The sequence below is a fragment of the Cupriavidus taiwanensis genome (assembly GCF_900249755.1).
GTDB lineage: Bacteria > Pseudomonadota > Gammaproteobacteria > Burkholderiales > Burkholderiaceae > Cupriavidus > Cupriavidus taiwanensis_D.
Map to the genome: position 1 here is coordinate 1,029,069 of NZ_LT976854.1, position 14,142 is coordinate 1,043,210.

The following is a 14,142-nucleotide window of genomic DNA, read 5'->3' on the forward strand; positions in this document are numbered from 1 at the left end:
TCGAATCGCCATACCCATGCAAATCCGCCCCGAGGTCCCGACCGACGCCGACGCCATCGCCCGGCTGACCACTGCCGCCTTCCTGGCCGCGCCGCACGCCAGCCAGACCGAGGCGTTTATCGTCAACGCGCTGCGCCGGGCCGGCCAGCTGACGGTGTCGCTGGTGGCGCAGGACGGCGAGGCGCTGGTCGGCCACGTCGCGGTCTCGCCGGTGACGGTGTCGTCCGGTGCCGCCGGATGGTACGGGCTGGGGCCGGTCTCGGTGGTGCCGCCGCGGCAGGGGCAGGGCATCGGCGCGCAACTGGTGCGCGCGGCGCTGGACGCGCTGCGCCGCCAGGGCGCGGCCGGCTGCGTGGTGCTGGGCGAGCCGGCCTATTACGGGCGCTTCGGCTTTGCCGCGCAGCCCGGGCTGGTGCTGCCGGGCGTGCCCCCGCAGTATTTCCAGGCGCTGGCGTTCGGCGGAGCCTGTCCGGCCGGCACGGTCAGCTATCACGACGCCTTCAACGCCACCGCCTGAGGCTGGCGCGCTCAGAGCTCCAGCACCAGCCGGCCGCCGCCGCAGGCGCGCGAGCAGCACGCCATCATGCGATGGCTGGCGTCGCGCTCGGCGCGCGTCAGCACCACGTCGCGGTGGTCGACCTGCCCCGCCAGCACGCGCACCTCGCACGAACCGCACAGGCCTTCCTCGCAGTCGCTCTGCACGTCGATATTGGCGGCGCGCAGCGCGCCCAGCAGGGTCTGCCCCGCCGGCACTTCCAGCACCAGGCCGGAATCCTTCAGCTCGACGGTGAAGGGCTGTTCCTTCGACGCATCCAGCGCGCCCAGCCGCGAGACGAAATGCTCCACGCGCAGCGCGTCCGCCGGCCACGCCGCGCAGCATTCGGCCAGCGCATCCAGCAGGCGCTGCGGGCCGCAGGCATAGATCTGCGTGCGCGGGTCGGGCTGCCCCAGCAGCTTGCCGAAGTCGGCGCGCTGGCCCTCGTCGCTGGCGTGGACCTGCAGCCGCGCGCCGTGCAGCGCCTGCAGCTCGTCCAGCAGCGCCATGGCCTGGCGCGAACGCCCGCAGTAATGGAAGGTGTAGTCGATGCCCAGCGCCCGCGCGCGCCGCGCCATCGCACTGACCGGCGTGACGCCGATGCCGCCGGCGATGAAGATGGCCCGCCCGCACTGTTCATCGAAGCGGAAATGGTTGCGCGGCCCGCGGATGCGCAGGCGGTCGCCGGCCCTGACGCTGCCATGGACCCAGGCGGAGCCGCCGCGGCTGGCCGGGTCGCGCAGCACCGCGATCTCGAGCGCCGCCCCATCGTCCGGATCGCCGCACAGCGAATACTGGCGCGACAGCCCGGTGTCGCCGCATTCCACGTCGATATGCGAGCCCGGGGCCCAGCGCGGCAGCGGCTTGCCGTCGGGCGCTACCAGCCGCAGCCGCAGTACGCCGTCGGCGGCGGGCGTGGCGCGCTCGACCACCACGGTGCGGGCGATGGTGTGCGCCGACGGCTCGCCGATGCGCACCGGCTGGCGCACCGCCAGCAGCGCCGGGTCTTGGCGCTCGGGGTTCTGCGCCGGATCCCATTCCACCAGCAGGTGCTCGGGCCCGCGGAACGAGGTGTTGGGCACATAGGTGAAGGTCTGCTCGGCCAGCCGCATATGCGGCAGCCGGCGCGTCAGCTCTTCCAGGAAGATCTGCATCTCCATGCGCGCCAGGTTCTTGCCCATGCACTGGTGCGAGCCGTAGCCGAAGGTCAGTTGCTCGCTGGCGTTGTCGCGGCGGATGTCGAACAGGTCGGCATCGGCGAAATGGCGCTCGTCATGGTTGGCCGAGGACGTCACGATCAGCAGCTTGCTGCCCGCCGGCAGCCGGATGCCGCCGACCTCGGTGTCGCGCGTGACCAGCCGGCGCCACGCCGCCACCGAGCCGTTGTGGCGCAGGCATTCTTCGACCGCGTTGGGGATCAGCGCGGGATCCTCGCACAGCTCGCGCCAGGCGTCCGGATGCTGCAGCAACAGCTTGATCGCGTTGGCCGAGGCGTTGGCGGTGGTCTCGTGCGCGGCGACGATGCCGGCCATCATCATCGAATGCAGGTAGGAGTCGGTCACCACGTCGGGCAGCTCCTGCTGCTTGCGCAGGCCGTACTGCATCCAGCCGGGGCCGGACGGGTCTTCGCGCATCTTGTCGAGGATGCGGCCGGCCAGCTGCCAGAAGTTGCCGACGGCGTGCGCCACCGCGACCTGTTCCTCCGGCTTCGGCCGGCCCCAGGTGTTGACGGTATGGGCAATCGAGTACTGGCGCAGCAGGTCCATGTCCTCTTCGGGCACGCCCAGGAAATGCAGCGCGACGGTCAGCGGCACTTCCCACAGCATCTGGTCGACCAGGTCGGCGCGGCCATCGTCGATAAAGCGGTCGACATACTCGCGCGCAAGGCGCCGCACCAGCGGCTCGTGGTGCGCCAGTTCGGCGGGCGTGAACGGCGCCATCAGCGCGCGCCGGCGCGGCATGTGCGCGGGCTCGTCCTCGTTGACCAGCGTGCGGTTCATGGCGTAGCCGTATGACGCCAGCACGGCGTTGGCTTCGTCGCCGGTGGGGGTGATCTTCTCCAGCGCGATCGACGGGCTGAAGGTGAGGTTGTCGCGGAAGATCGCCTTGATGTCGTCGTAGCGCGTGACCACCCAATAGCCCAGCTGCGGGCTGTAGAACACCGGTTCCTGCTCGCGCGACCAGCGCACGTATTCGGGCGGGTCCTGCTGGTAGCCGTCGCCGAAGGGGTCGAACTGCGCCGCGTTGTGGCTGACCGGGCAGCCGTTGGGTGCGGTGAGCGTGCTGTGGTCGATCGGGCAGCCGCCGCGCGCGGTGCCGGGGGAGGGGGTGGTCATGCTGGGTACTCCTGGCAAACATCGGTGCCTGGCGGAACATCTGGTGCCCGGCAGAAAAACAGTGCCGCCCGGGCGCGCCGGACGGCCAGGCGGTGCCGCGGCCGGACTCAGTTGTCCAGCGTGATCTTCAGGTCGCGGATCAGCTTGGTCCAGCGGCCGGACTCGCTGCGCAGCAGCTCGCTGAACTGCGCCGGCGTATTGCCCACGGGCTCGACGCCAAAGTCCACCAGCCGCTTGTTGACCGCCGGCTCGCGGATCGCCGCGACCACATCCTTGTTCAGCGTGTTGATCACCTCCGGCGGCGTGCCGGCCGGCACCACCATGCCCACCAGCGCGGCGGCTTCCACACGCGGGTAGCCCAGCTCGGCAAAGGTCGGCACGTCAGGCAACTGCGGCAGCCGGGTGGCATTGGCCACGGCCAGCGGGCGCACCTTGCCGCCCTTGATAAAGCCGGCGCCGGCGGCGTAGTCGACCATCATCGCCGCGACCTGGCCGGCGGCGACGTCGGACAGCGCCGGGGCGGCACCGCGGTACGGCGCGTGCGTCATCGGCAGGCCGGCCTCCACCTTCAGCAGTTCCATCGCCAGGTGGTGCGGGCTGCCCGCGCCGGCCGAGCCGTAGTTGATGCCGCCCTGCGTGGCCTTGGCCTGCGCGATGAAGTCCTTGGCGCTCTTGGCCGGGCTGGCGGCACCCACCACCAGGATCATCGGGAAGCGGCCCAGCAGCGTCACCGGGGCCAGGTCCTTGCCGGGATGGTAGGACAGCGACTTGTACAGCACGGGATTGAAGACCAGCGTGCCGTTGTCGGCCGACAGCACGGTATAGCCGTCGGCCGGCGCGCGCGCGGTTTCGGCCGCGCCGATGGCGGTATTGCCGCCGGGCTTGTTGTCCACTACCACCGGTTGCCCCACCTTGGCCGACAGCCCCTGGCCAATGGTGCGCGCGAGGAAATCCGAGCCGCCGCCGGCGGCATACGGGACGATCCAGCGGATCGGCTTGGCGGGATACGGATCGGCGGCGTGGGCCGGGGCGGCGGCCAGCAGCGGAAGGGCCAGCGCGCCGATGGCCAGGCGCACGGAAAGAGCGAAGCGGGGGCGGGGCATGGGTTTTTGTCTCCTGATGGATGGACCGGGTCTTGGCACCGGTGTTTTCTGGTTTGCGTAAATCATATACGCATTGCGTAATGATTGAATGCGGGTTAACCTTGAAGCGGCCCTGCGTCACGGCGTGGCATCTTCCGCTGTCGCCGTGAAGCCCCCGCACCGCTGCGTCCCATCTTCCCGCCATGCCACGATCCAACGCTCCCGAACCTGCCGCTGAAGCCGCCACCACCCGCACGCGCGAACGACGCCAGCGCGTGCAGTCGGCCGTCACCGGCATGGCCGTTCTGAAAGGCCTGGCCCGGCTGGGCGGCCGCGCCAGCCTGACCACGCTGGCCGCGCACATCGACGAAAGCCCGGCCAAGGTGCATCGGTACCTGGTCAGCCTGGTGGAAGAAGGCCTGGTGGCGCAGGAACCGGGCACGCAGCAATACCACCTTGGCTTCGAGGCCCTGCAGATCGGCATGGCCGCGATGCGCCAGGCCGACCCGATCCGGCTGGCCGAAGCGTCGCTGGTGCGTCTGCGCGAAGCGCTGGAGGTGACCTGCTTTGTCGCCGTGATGGGCAACAAGGGCCCGACCATCATGCGCTTCGAGGAGCCGGGCCTGCCGGTGACGGTGAACGTGCGCGCGGGCTCGGTGATGCCGCTGCTGTGGTCAGCCACCGGACGCGTGTTCCTGGGGCTGCTCGATGAGAAAGGCGTCCACGCGCAGGCCGGGGAAGAGCTGGCGGCCGCCAGCCCGGCGCGGCTGGCGCAGCTCGATCCCAGCGACCCTATCGGCGCGTTGCGCCGCGCCGTGCAGGCCGATGACTGCGCCTGGGTGCGCGACACCAACCTGACCGGCATCAGCGCGGTGGCCGCGCCGGTGCGCGACTACACCGGGCGCGTGTGCGCGGTGCTGACCGCGCTGGGCGCCACCGGCGGCTTCGACCCCGCCATCGACGGGCCGATCGGCAGCGCCGTGCGGCGCGAGGCGCGCGCGGTCAGCGCGGCGCTGGGGTTCAATCCCGCGGCGTGACGCCGGCCAACGACGCGTCCGGGCGCAGCGCCGGGCAGGCGCTTGCCACCTCGGCGTCGATGCGTTCCGGCCGGCCCAGCAGCGCGATCGGCCCGCACGCCAGCGTGCCGCGCCACTGCAGGTAATCGTGCCCGCTGGCATGCTCGGCATGCACCACCGGATAACCTTTGGCGACCAGCACATCGCGCATATGCCGCGTCGTGGTCAGGATATTGACGGCGCCGCGGCCCTCTTCAAAGCGCCCGGATTCCAGGTAGAAGCGCAGCGGCAGCCGCGGGCTGGCGGCGTATTCCCGGATCAGCCATTCCGGCTGCCGTGGCGGCTGGTCCGGCGCGCCGCCGGGTCCCCACCAGAACGAGCACGCCACGCACCACGTCGCCGGCCTGCAGCGACAGGGTGTAGCGCAGCGGTGCGCCGGGTTGCCAGACGCCGCGCGCGGGCTGGCCGACGGCCAGGGTCGGCTCCGCGGCAAGCGGCGTGGCGATGGCGGCGAGCGAAAGCAGCACGGACACCGACGGCCTGGCGGCACCGCGTTGGATCAGCACAGGAAACTGCATCAGAGTTCCACCGAGGTTGTGAACTTGAACAGGCGCGGCGCGTTCTGCGTGACGTAGCCGTCGCCAGTCGCGCGCAAGGTCGACCTCGGCGTCGCACTCCTGCCGTCGGAATCTATACGCACGTGCTGGACCAGCACGGAATCGCCTATAACCAGCCCATGGTGCTCAACGAACGCCAGGCCGGCTGCTCCGGCTCGCGATCAATACGCACGGATACACGAGCGTTGGGATGGCGGCGTCCAAATTGCTCGCGTTGATCTATGCCCATGGCTGCGCAATCTGTCGGAGCGCAAGCTGTATTTGCCGCGCGGTGCACCAGCTCCAGCGTGCCATTTACTCGAGCAAGGTACACCATGATCGCGGGCGCCGTCAGGACGAAATAATCGCGATCGACGGTCCGCCGAACGCGCGGCATTACTCCGTCGCATGGAATATATGCCGTTTATCAATACCAGCATCGCCTGGAGAGCCCCCGCATTGAAAACTTAGGCATGGCTTCTAAACTGGGGCAGTCGATAAACCGGCTTGTTCGTCCGATATTCCAACTGGCGGAGTATCTTCGTGCTGTTGTCGGCTTCCTCATAAAAATAAGGAGACCACCATGTTTTCGCAAAACGCCTCGCACAAGGAGGACAACCGATCCGCCGGACGGAAAGGCCGGCACGGAACGCTGTATGCCGTGCCATTTCGCGTCCTCGCGTTGGGGGCGTTGGTGCTGTTGGTTTCCGGATGTGGAGAAGACCGGGACGAACCCCTGAAGCCGGCGGTCACGGTGAAGAGCCTGTCATCGCCCGAGGGCATGGTCAGTGGCGACGACACGCTGATCGAACTGACCCAGGCCAATGGCAGCACGATCTCCGACGCGAAGATCAAGCTGAACGGTGCCGATGTTACGGGCAGCTTCAAACCCAATGCTGCAAGGAAGTCGATGCTGGGGCTCGTGTCAGGGCTGAGGCCGGGTGAGAACAAGATCGAGGTCGTCGATGCGGCGGCCGAAGCGAAGATGCGCGGATCCTTGACGCTGACCGCCTATCCGGTCCAGGGGCCGATTCTCTACGCGCCTCGGGAAGGCAGTTTCCATTGCCAGACCGACACGTTCGCCGTCTATCCGGGCGGCCCGATGCTCACCGCCGGACCGAATACCGATCCAGACTGTGCGGCCCCGACCCGGGTCGACTGGGTGTATCACGATGCGACGAAGTCCGGAACCGCGGTGTGGCAGCGGTATGACCCGGCGAATCCACCCGCCAATGTGGAGACCACGACGCTGCTCGATGGCCGGTCGGTGCCCTATATCGTCCGGCTCGAAACCGGCGTCATCAATCGAGGCATCTACCAGATCGCGGTGCTGGGAGATCCCGTGAAGAATCCGGATCCCAGCGCGGTGAATCCGCCCGGCGACTTCAACGGACGACTGGTCTATCCCTTCGGGCAGAGTTGCGGCGGCGGCTGGTATGTGCAGGGCAGGTCGATGGGGCCGGTGGGCGGCTCGAGCAACTCCGCCAACGGTACTGCCGGCGACTTCAACGCCTTGAACGACTTGCCGCTCAGCAAGGGTTTTGCGGTCGCCAATTCCACGCTGAATTATTTCGGACAGAACTGCAATCACATCATCTCCGCGGAGACCATGATGATGGTCAAGGAGCGATTCATCGAGGCCAACGGACCGGTGCTGTACACGATGGGTTGGGGTTCCTCCGGATCGGCCATGCAGCAGAGCATGATCGCCGACACCTATCCAGGACTGCTTGACGGCATCGTGATGCTGGCGGGCTTTCCGGATAACGGGGGACCCCAGAGCATGGAGGGACGTCTGTTCTACAACTTCCAGCTCAATCATACGAAGGGCGGAACAACGCAGAACGGTACCTACTCCCCGGTTCCCAACACGCCTTATGACCCCACCTACGACAATGCCACGGCCGCGTCGAGGTCTGCGGATCCGACGCTCCTGAACTGGACCAACGCGGAGATCGCGGCTGCCTCCGGCTACGGGACCTACCACAGCGTTCGCCAGCAAGCCAGTTTCTGGGCCGCGCGGACCGACTCGGTGCTCAGGCCGGCGAACCAGGGCGATCGAGATAACGTGATGGGGGGCACCGGAAACAGCTCCGTGTTCAATGCGGTCATTGGCAATGCCGAGAAGTACAGCCCGGCCAATGTGGTGACCAGCGCCCCCATGGGCGTGCTCCCGGCGCCCCCGGTCAGCCTGCTGCCAGCCAACCCTGCCGGCCTGCGGCCGAACGTGAACGATCACAACAAGAATATTCTTGGCGTGGATCCCACGACTGGTTTCGCGCGCTCGTTCACAGCCAATGTCGGCGTCCAGTACGGGCTCAACGCGCTCAACAACGGCCTGATCACCATGGCCCAGTTCATTGACCTCAACCGAAAGATCGGTGGACAGGACATTGACGGCAATCTGCGCACCGAACGCATGCGCGCGGATTCGGACGCGCTCAAGCGAGCCCATCAGACGGGAATGATCATGTACGGTGGCGCCGGGCTTCGCAGCACCGCGATCCTGAACCTCGATGGGCTCAATAACGAGTTTACGGGCGGCGGCGACATGCATCTGAAGTTCTTCCACTTCATTGTCCGGGCCCGCATCGCCGCCGCCACCGGCCAGTTCGACAACCATGTCATGTGGACTGGCACGGCCAATGTGAGCGCTTTCGCGCACGATCCGAACGCCCACCATACGATGCCCGTTCAGGCGCCGCGCGCCGCTCATACGGGGCGGTCCCTGCCAGCCATGCAGAAAGCGTTCTTCGGCATGGACCGATGGCTCACAGCGGTGGTCGGCGACGCCACCACGGAATCGCGCGCGGCAAAGGTTGTAAGGAACAAGCCGGCGGACATCGTCGACGGATGTTTCGGCGCCACCACAGCCGGCGCGGCGGACGACTTCATCGCGGAGCCGCAGCGGTTCGGCGGCTTCAGCACCGTGTTCCGTAACGGCAACGGCAGCAATTCGCCGGCGGGAATCGTCGAGGTGAGCGATACACCGTCGCGCTGCAATTCGATGTTCCCGGCGTCGTCGTATCCCCGCTTCGAGGCAGGTGAGCCGCTCCATGCCCGGCCGATGCAATGCCAGCGCAAGGCCGTGACGGCCAGCGACTACGCGGGCTATGCACAACGCAATGCGTCGTGGACCGGCTCTCAGCAAGAGGCCGATTTTGCGGCGTTGCGCGCGGTGTTTGCCGACGGGGTGTGTGACTACAGCAAGCCGGGAGAGCAGGAACAACCGCTGGCAGGCACATGGATCCGGATCGCACCGGACAACGGAATGGTGGTCGGACATCCGCTCGCCCCCTGATCTTGCGAGACGCGGCGGCGCTGGACGCGCCGCCGCACGGAGCCCGGGGCACGGCCTGCGCTTTCTCGAGTACCACTGGTATTCGCATACAGATCATTGTCTGGAACGAACCATGGGACGCAGACGAATCGATCCAGTGACCGCCATGGATCCCGCCGCGGACCCACGCTTCATTACCGCACTCGCACGCGGGCTTGCATTGCTTCGATCCTTCCGCCCCACGGACCGCTGGCTGGCCCACCAGGAACTGGCGCGTCGCACCGGGTTGCCGTCCGCGACGGTCTCGCGTCTGACATTCACGTTGGCCGCCGCAGCGGTTTGCTGCACCAGGACTTCGCGCCGGCGCTGGTGAAGACAGCGCGCGCTATCGTCGGCGCCATCCAGGCGGCGGGATGGGAGGATTGAGGGGACCGCCGCATCAGGTCACGGCAAGGGTAGTGACAATACGAGGCAAGCGCATCACGGGCCGGCGCCGGCACGCTACCTCACGCCACCTCGCGCAGCGCCGCCGTGCGCGGCATGGCCGCACACCCCGCGGGCCGCAGCGACGGATACCCAGCCGCGAACACCAGCCGCCCGCCCGACCACGTGTGCGTGACCATCGGCTGGCCCGCCACCTCGGACACCGCGATCACATCGGCGCGCAGCCCCGGCGCCAGGCGACCGCGGTCGGCCAGTTGGCAGGCATCGGCGGGGTGGGCGGTGACCAGCGCCAGCGCCTGGTCCAGCGGCAGCCCGGCCTGGCGTCCGGCGGCATACGCGGCGGCAATCAGCGTGGAGGGCTGGTAGTCCGAGCACAGGATGGTGCCGGCGCCCGCGCGGATCGCGTCGATGGCGCGCATCGAGCCGCTCTGGCTCTTGCCGCGCAGCACGTTGGGCGCGCCCAGGATGGTGGGCAGCGCGCGGGCGCAAGCGGCCTGCGCGGTTTCCAGGTTGATCGGGAACTCGCTCATGCGCACGCCCAGCGCGTGCATCGCGGCGATGCGCTGCGGCGAATCGTCGTCGTGGCTGGCGGTGGGGATGCCCAGCGCGTGCGCGGCGGAGACGAGCCGGTTGACGCGCTCGTGCGCGCCCTCCAGCGCGGCGGCCTTCTGGCGGGCGGCATCGGCGGCCGCGTCGCGGCTCATGCCGTGGTTGCCCATCATGTAGGCCAGGTAGGCGTCCAGGGTCTTGAACTGGCCCTGGCCGGGCGAGTGGTCCATCACCGAGAGCAGGTCGACCACGCCTTCGGCCATCAGCGCTTCCAGCACCGGCACGGCGCTGGCGTCGGTGACCTCGTAGCGGCAATGGATGCGGTTGTCGACCAGGCTGTGCTGCCGGTAGGCGGCCACCGTGCGCGCCACCGTGGCCGCGGTGTCGACGTTGCGCACGCCGAACTGGTTGCCGGCGAACGACAGCGCGTGATAGGGCGTGGTGATGCCGGCCGCGGCGTTGCGGCGGTCGACCTGCGCCACGGCGAAGTCCAGCGGGAACAGCACGCTGGCGCGTGGTTCCACCTCTTTCTCGATGGCGTCGCAATGCACGTCGACCAGGCCCGGCATCACGGTGTGGCCATGCAGGTCGACCACGGCGGCATGCGCGGGCACGGCCCCGGGCGCCGGCTCGATCGCGGCGATGCGGCCATCGTCGAGCAGCAGCGCGCTGTCGTGCAGCACGCGGTCCGGCAGCACCAGGGTGGCGTGGGTCAGGTAGGTCGCGGGCATCTCTGGCTCCGTTCTGGGCGGTTCGGTTCAGGCGAGGGCGCTGGCGCTGGCGGGGCGCAGCGGCAGCAGGCGCGTGGCCACGGCGTCGCGCACGGCTTCGTCGTGGAAAATGCCGATCAGCGCGCGGCCTTCGGCCAGCGCTTCGCGGATCAGCGCGACCACCACGGCGCGGTTGTCGGGGTCCAGCGATGCAGTGGGCTCGTCCAGCAGCAGCACCGGATGGCCGCCGATCAGGCCGCGCGCGATATTGACGCGCTGCTGCTCGCCGCCCGAAAACGTGGCCGGCGGCAGGTCCCACAGCCGGCGCGGCAGGTTCAGCCGCGCCAGCAGTTCGGCGGCGCGGGCGCGGGCCTGGTCGTGGCTGGCGCCGCGCTGCCGCAGCGGATCGGCCACCACGTCGAGTGCGCCCACGCGCGGGATCGCGCGCAGGAACTGGCTGACATAGCCGATCACGTCGCGGCGCAGCTGCAGCACGCGCTGTTCGGTGGCGTCGCGCAGCTCGACCCACGGCGCGGCGTCTGCGCTGGTATCGCGCAGCCGGATGCTGCCTTCGGTGGCCAGGTAATTGCCGTACAGGCAGCGCAGCAGCGTGCTCTTGCCGGTGCCGGACGGCCCGGACAGCACCAGGCATTCGCCGCGCGCCGCATCGAAATCGATCGCGCGCAAGACCGGCAGGCGGATGCCGCCCTGGTTGTGCAAGGTAAACATCTTGCCGAGGCCGCGCACCTCGACCAGCTTCTGTGGGTGTTCTGCGTGCATCGTGGTCAGCCCTGCAAAATGGAAGACACCAGCAACTGCGTGTACGGGTGCTGGGGATCGTCGAGGATCTGGTCGGTCAGGCCCTGCTCGACCACGCGCCCGCCCTGCATCACCAGCGTGCGGTGCGCCAGCAGCCGGGCCACCGCCAGGTCATGCGTGACCAGCACCGCGGCCAGGCCCAGGTCTGCCACCAGTTGGCGCAGCAGGTCCAGCAGCCGCGCCTGCACCGACACGTCGAGCGACGCGGTGGGCTCGTCCATGAACACCAGGCGCGGGTGCGTGACCAGGTTGCGCGCGATCTGCAGCCGCTGCTGCATGCCGCCGGAAAACGTGCCGGGCACGTCGTCCAGCCGCGCCAGGTCGATCTCCATCTTCTCCAGCCAGTTGCCGGCGACCTCGCGCAGGTGGCCGTAGTGGCGTTCGCCCACGGCCATCAGCCGTTCGGCGATATTGGCGCCGGCGCTGACCTGCATGCGCAGGCCGTCGCGCGCGTGCTGGCGCACGAAGCCCCAGTCGGTGCGCGCCAGCAGGCGCAGGCGCGCACTGGACAAGGTGGCCAGGTCGGTCAGGCCGGATTCGCGCATGGCGTAGCTGACGCTGCCGCGCTGCGCCGGCGCCTGCATCGACAGCGCCTGCAGCAGCGTGCTCTTGCCGGAGCCCGACTCGCCCACCACGCACAGCACTTCGCCCGGGTACAGGTCGAAGCTGACGTCATGGCAGCCATGCAGGCCATCCCAGGTGCGCGTCAGGCTGCGCACCGACAGCAGCGGCGCGGCTGTCATTGCGCACCTCCGGCAGCGGTGCCGACGGCCTGCGCCGCCTGGCGGCCGGCGCAGTACTCGGTATCCGAGCACACGAAGCGGCGCGTGCCGGCGTCGTCGGTGATGATCTCGTCCAGGTAGCTGTCGGTGGCCCCGCACTGCGCGCAGCAGTTGGACCACGACTCCACGGTGAACGGATGGTCGGCAAAGTCCAGGCTCTTGACGGCGGTGTACGGCGGCACCGCATAGACGCGCTTTTCCCGTCCGGCGCCGAACAGCATCAGCGCCGGGCTGCGGTCCAGCTTGGGGTTGTCGAACTTGGGGATCGGCGACGGCCGCATCATGTAGCGCTGGTTGACGATCACGGGATAGTCGTAGGTGGTGGCGATGTGGCCGTGAAGGGCAATGTCCTCGTACAGCTTGACGTGCATCGCGCCGTATTCCGCCAGCGCATGCATGGTGCGGGTCTCGCCTTCGCTCGGCTCCAGCCAGCGCAGCGGCTCGGGAATCGGCACCTGGAACACCACGGTCTGGCCCGCGCGCAGCGGGGTTTCCGGAATCCGGTGGCGGGTCTGGATGATGCTGGCCTCGGCGGTGCGCTCGGTGGTCGGCACGCCGGTGACGCGGGCGAAGAAGCGGCGGATATTGATGGCGTTGGTGGTGTCGTCCGAGCCCTGGTCGATCACCTTGAGCACGTCGTCCTTGCCGATGATCGCGGCGGTCACCTGGATGCCGCCCGTGCCCCAGCCGTATGGGAGCGGCATCTCGCGGCTGCCGAACGGGACCTGGTAGCCCGGGATCGCCACCGCCTTCAGCAGCGCGCGGCGCAGCATGCGCTTGGTCGATTCGTCGAGGTAGCCGAAGTTGTAGTGCGCGTCGCGGGCGATGCCGGCGGCCAGCGTGGTGTCGGCGGCGGTCATGCCAGCGTCTCCTCTTGCGGCTGGGATTGCGGCTCGGTTTGCAGCGGCGGTGTTCCCGCGGGCGGGGCAGCGCCCTCGGCGCGCAGCCGGCGCAGCAACTCGAGGTTGGCCTGGAAGTCCACGTAATGCGGCAGCTTCAGGTGCTGCACGAAACCCGAGGCCTCGACGTTGTCGCTGTGGTACAGCACGAACTCGATATCGTTGGCCGGCGCGTCGGCGGCCTCGCCGAGCTCGCCGGCACGCATGGCGCGGTCGGCCAGCGCCATCGACATGGCCTTGCGCTCGTTGTAGCCGAACACCAGCCCATAGCCGCGCGTAAAGCGCGGCGCCTCGCCGGCATTGCCGGCGAACTGGCTCACCATCTGGCATTCGGTCAGCTCGATCGCGCCGATGGTGACGGCGAAGCCGAGCTCTTCGACGAACAGTTCCACCTCGGCGGTGCCGTAGCGGATCTCCGCCGCGAACGGGTGCGAGTTGCCGTAGCCGCGCTGGGTGGAATAGCCCATCGACAGCAGGAAGCCCTCGTCGGCGCGCGCCAGGTTCTGCAGGCGCGCCGCGCGCCCGGCAGGAAAGGTCAGCGGCTCGCGCGTCAGGTCGGGCGGCGCGGGGTCGCCTGGGGGAACGTGGTCGGCTTCGACCAGTTCGTCCGCTTCCAGCAGGCTGGTCACGCGCGGCATGCTGGCGGCGACGTGTTCCTGCGCAGCGGGCAGCGCCTGCGGCTCGCGCCCGCTCTCGAGCGAGAAATCGAGCAGCCGCTGCGTGTAGTCGTAGGTGGGCCCCAGCACCTGGCCGCCCGGCACGTCCTTGAAGGTCGACGAGATCCGGCGCTGCAGCCGCATCGCGCCGGTATCGAGCGGCTGTGTATGGCCGAAGCGCGCCAGCGTGGTGCGATACGCGCGCAGCAGGAAGACGGCCTCGATCTGGTCGCCGGCGGCCTGCTTGAGCGCCAGCGCCGCCAGGTGGGGGTCGTACAGCGAGCCCTCGGCCATCACGCGCGCCACCGCCAGCGGCATCTGCTCGCGGATCTGCGCCAGCGTCAGCTCCGGCACCGCGGTGTCGCCGCGGCGATAGGCGTCGAGCATCCGGTACGAATTGAGGATGGCGCGTTCGCCCCCCTTGACGGCTACGTACAT

Annotated in this window: 11 protein-coding genes and 2 pseudogenes; 5 read left to right on the plus strand and 8 right to left on the minus strand. The window is 68.9% G+C overall.

Translation table 11 applies throughout. The features are described 5' to 3' along the window. Nucleotides 1–10: 10 nt before the first annotated feature. Complete coding sequence (locus CBM2594_RS20440) at nt 11–517, plus strand: GNAT family N-acetyltransferase (RefSeq protein ID WP_116359705.1); 507 nt, start codon at nt 11–13, stop codon at nt 515–517. An 11-nt stretch (nt 518–528) separates the two neighbouring features. On the opposite strand, the gene CBM2594_RS20445 is transcribed toward CBM2594_RS20440, so the two are convergent. Together CBM2594_RS20445 and CBM2594_RS20450 are read right to left on the minus strand one after the other, a co-directional pair. Beyond that, the gene (locus CBM2594_RS20445) at nt 529–2,871 is read right to left on the minus strand and encodes a cytochrome P450/oxidoreductase (RefSeq protein WP_116358608.1); all 2,343 of its coding nucleotides are present in this window, start codon (nt 2,869–2,871) and stop codon (nt 529–531) included. 107 nt (nt 2,872–2,978) lie between these two features. Further along, on the minus strand, nt 2,979–3,974 hold the full coding sequence (locus CBM2594_RS20450) for a Bug family tripartite tricarboxylate transporter substrate binding protein (protein ID WP_116358609.1): 996 nt from the start codon (nt 3,972–3,974) through the stop codon (nt 2,979–2,981). 182 nt (nt 3,975–4,156) lie between these two features. Here CBM2594_RS20450 and CBM2594_RS20455 point away from each other — a divergent pair, with 182 nt between their 5' ends. Next, entirely contained in the window at nt 4,157–4,990 is an 834-nt protein-coding gene (locus CBM2594_RS20455; RefSeq protein WP_116358610.1) for an IclR family transcriptional regulator, read from the plus strand. Here CBM2594_RS20455 and CBM2594_RS20460 read toward each other — a convergent pair. Further along, a complete protein-coding gene (locus CBM2594_RS20460) occupies nt 4,974–5,357 on the minus strand; it encodes a hypothetical protein (protein WP_116358611.1) in 384 nt (127 codons plus the stop codon). The two genes, CBM2594_RS20455 and CBM2594_RS20460, sit on opposite strands and share 17 nt — an antisense overlap. Nucleotides 5,358–5,630: 273 nt before the next feature. Between CBM2594_RS20460 and CBM2594_RS26890 the strand changes: the two are divergent. The 3 genes and pseudogenes from CBM2594_RS26890 to CBM2594_RS20470 all read left to right on the plus strand — a co-directional run. Then, nucleotides 5,631–5,871 (plus strand): annotated as a pseudogene (locus tag CBM2594_RS26890) (Tn3 family transposase); the annotation flags it as partial. 277 nt (nt 5,872–6,148) lie between these two features. Next, entirely contained in the window at nt 6,149–8,866 is a 2,718-nt protein-coding gene (locus CBM2594_RS20465) for a DUF6351 family protein (RefSeq protein ID WP_147310439.1), read from the plus strand. A gap of 112 nt (nt 8,867–8,978) precedes the next feature. Continuing rightward, nucleotides 8,979–9,176: pseudogene (locus CBM2594_RS20470) on the plus strand (helix-turn-helix domain-containing protein); the annotation flags it as partial. Nucleotides 9,177–9,351: 175 nt separating this feature from the next. Here the strand turns inward: CBM2594_RS20470 and CBM2594_RS20475 are convergent. From CBM2594_RS20475 to CBM2594_RS20495, 5 genes are read right to left on the minus strand one after another with little or no spacing between them, the layout of a single operon-like run. Continuing rightward, on the minus strand, nt 9,352–10,569 hold the full coding sequence (locus CBM2594_RS20475) for an alpha-D-ribose 1-methylphosphonate 5-triphosphate diphosphatase (RefSeq protein WP_116358614.1): 1,218 nt from the start codon (nt 10,567–10,569) through the stop codon (nt 9,352–9,354). Nucleotides 10,570–10,596: 27 nt separating this feature from the next. Beyond that, nucleotides 10,597–11,328 (minus strand): phosphonate C-P lyase system protein PhnL, encoded by a 732-nt coding sequence (gene phnL, locus CBM2594_RS20480; protein WP_116358615.1) that lies wholly within the window; start codon nt 11,326–11,328, stop codon nt 10,597–10,599. A gap of 5 nt (nt 11,329–11,333) precedes the next feature. Next, nucleotides 11,334–12,110: a phosphonate C-P lyase system protein PhnK gene (gene phnK / locus CBM2594_RS20485; protein ID WP_116358616.1), complete on the minus strand. Its 777-nt coding sequence runs from the start codon at nt 12,108–12,110 to the stop codon at nt 11,334–11,336. Then, nucleotides 12,107–13,009 (minus strand): alpha-D-ribose 1-methylphosphonate 5-phosphate C-P-lyase PhnJ, encoded by a 903-nt coding sequence (locus CBM2594_RS20490; RefSeq protein WP_116358617.1) that lies wholly within the window; start codon nt 13,007–13,009, stop codon nt 12,107–12,109. Before CBM2594_RS20490 ends, phnK begins: the two co-directional genes overlap by 4 nt. Further along, nucleotides 13,006–14,142: a carbon-phosphorus lyase complex subunit PhnI gene (locus CBM2594_RS20495; RefSeq protein WP_116358618.1), complete on the minus strand. Its 1,137-nt coding sequence runs from the start codon at nt 14,140–14,142 to the stop codon at nt 13,006–13,008. The genes CBM2594_RS20490 and CBM2594_RS20495 overlap by 4 nt, the downstream gene beginning before the upstream one ends.

Coding starts and splice junctions, on each gene's coding strand:
- CBM2594_RS20445 (WP_116358608.1), bottom strand. CDS start 2,871: ATGACCACCCCCTCCCCCGGCACCGCGCGCGGCGGCTGCCCGATCGAC.
- CBM2594_RS20450 (WP_116358609.1), bottom strand. CDS start 3,974: ATGCCCCGCCCCCGCTTCGCTCTTTCCGTGCGCCTGGCCATCGGCGCG.
- CBM2594_RS20455 (WP_116358610.1), top strand. CDS start 4,157: ATGCCACGATCCAACGCTCCCGAACCTGCCGCTGAAGCCGCCACCACC.
- CBM2594_RS20465 (WP_147310439.1), top strand. CDS start 6,149: ATGTTTTCGCAAAACGCCTCGCACAAGGAGGACAACCGATCCGCCGGA.
- CBM2594_RS20475 (WP_116358614.1), bottom strand. CDS start 10,569: ATGCCCGCGACCTACCTGACCCACGCCACCCTGGTGCTGCCGGACCGC.
- phnL (WP_116358615.1), bottom strand. CDS start 11,328: ATGCACGCAGAACACCCACAGAAGCTGGTCGAGGTGCGCGGCCTCGGC.
- phnK (WP_116358616.1), bottom strand. CDS start 12,110: ATGACAGCCGCGCCGCTGCTGTCGGTGCGCAGCCTGACGCGCACCTGG.
- CBM2594_RS20490 (WP_116358617.1), bottom strand. CDS start 13,009: ATGACCGCCGCCGACACCACGCTGGCCGCCGGCATCGCCCGCGACGCG.
- CBM2594_RS20495 (WP_116358618.1), bottom strand. CDS start 14,142: ATGTACGTAGCCGTCAAGGGGGGCGAACGCGCCATCCTCAATTCGTAC.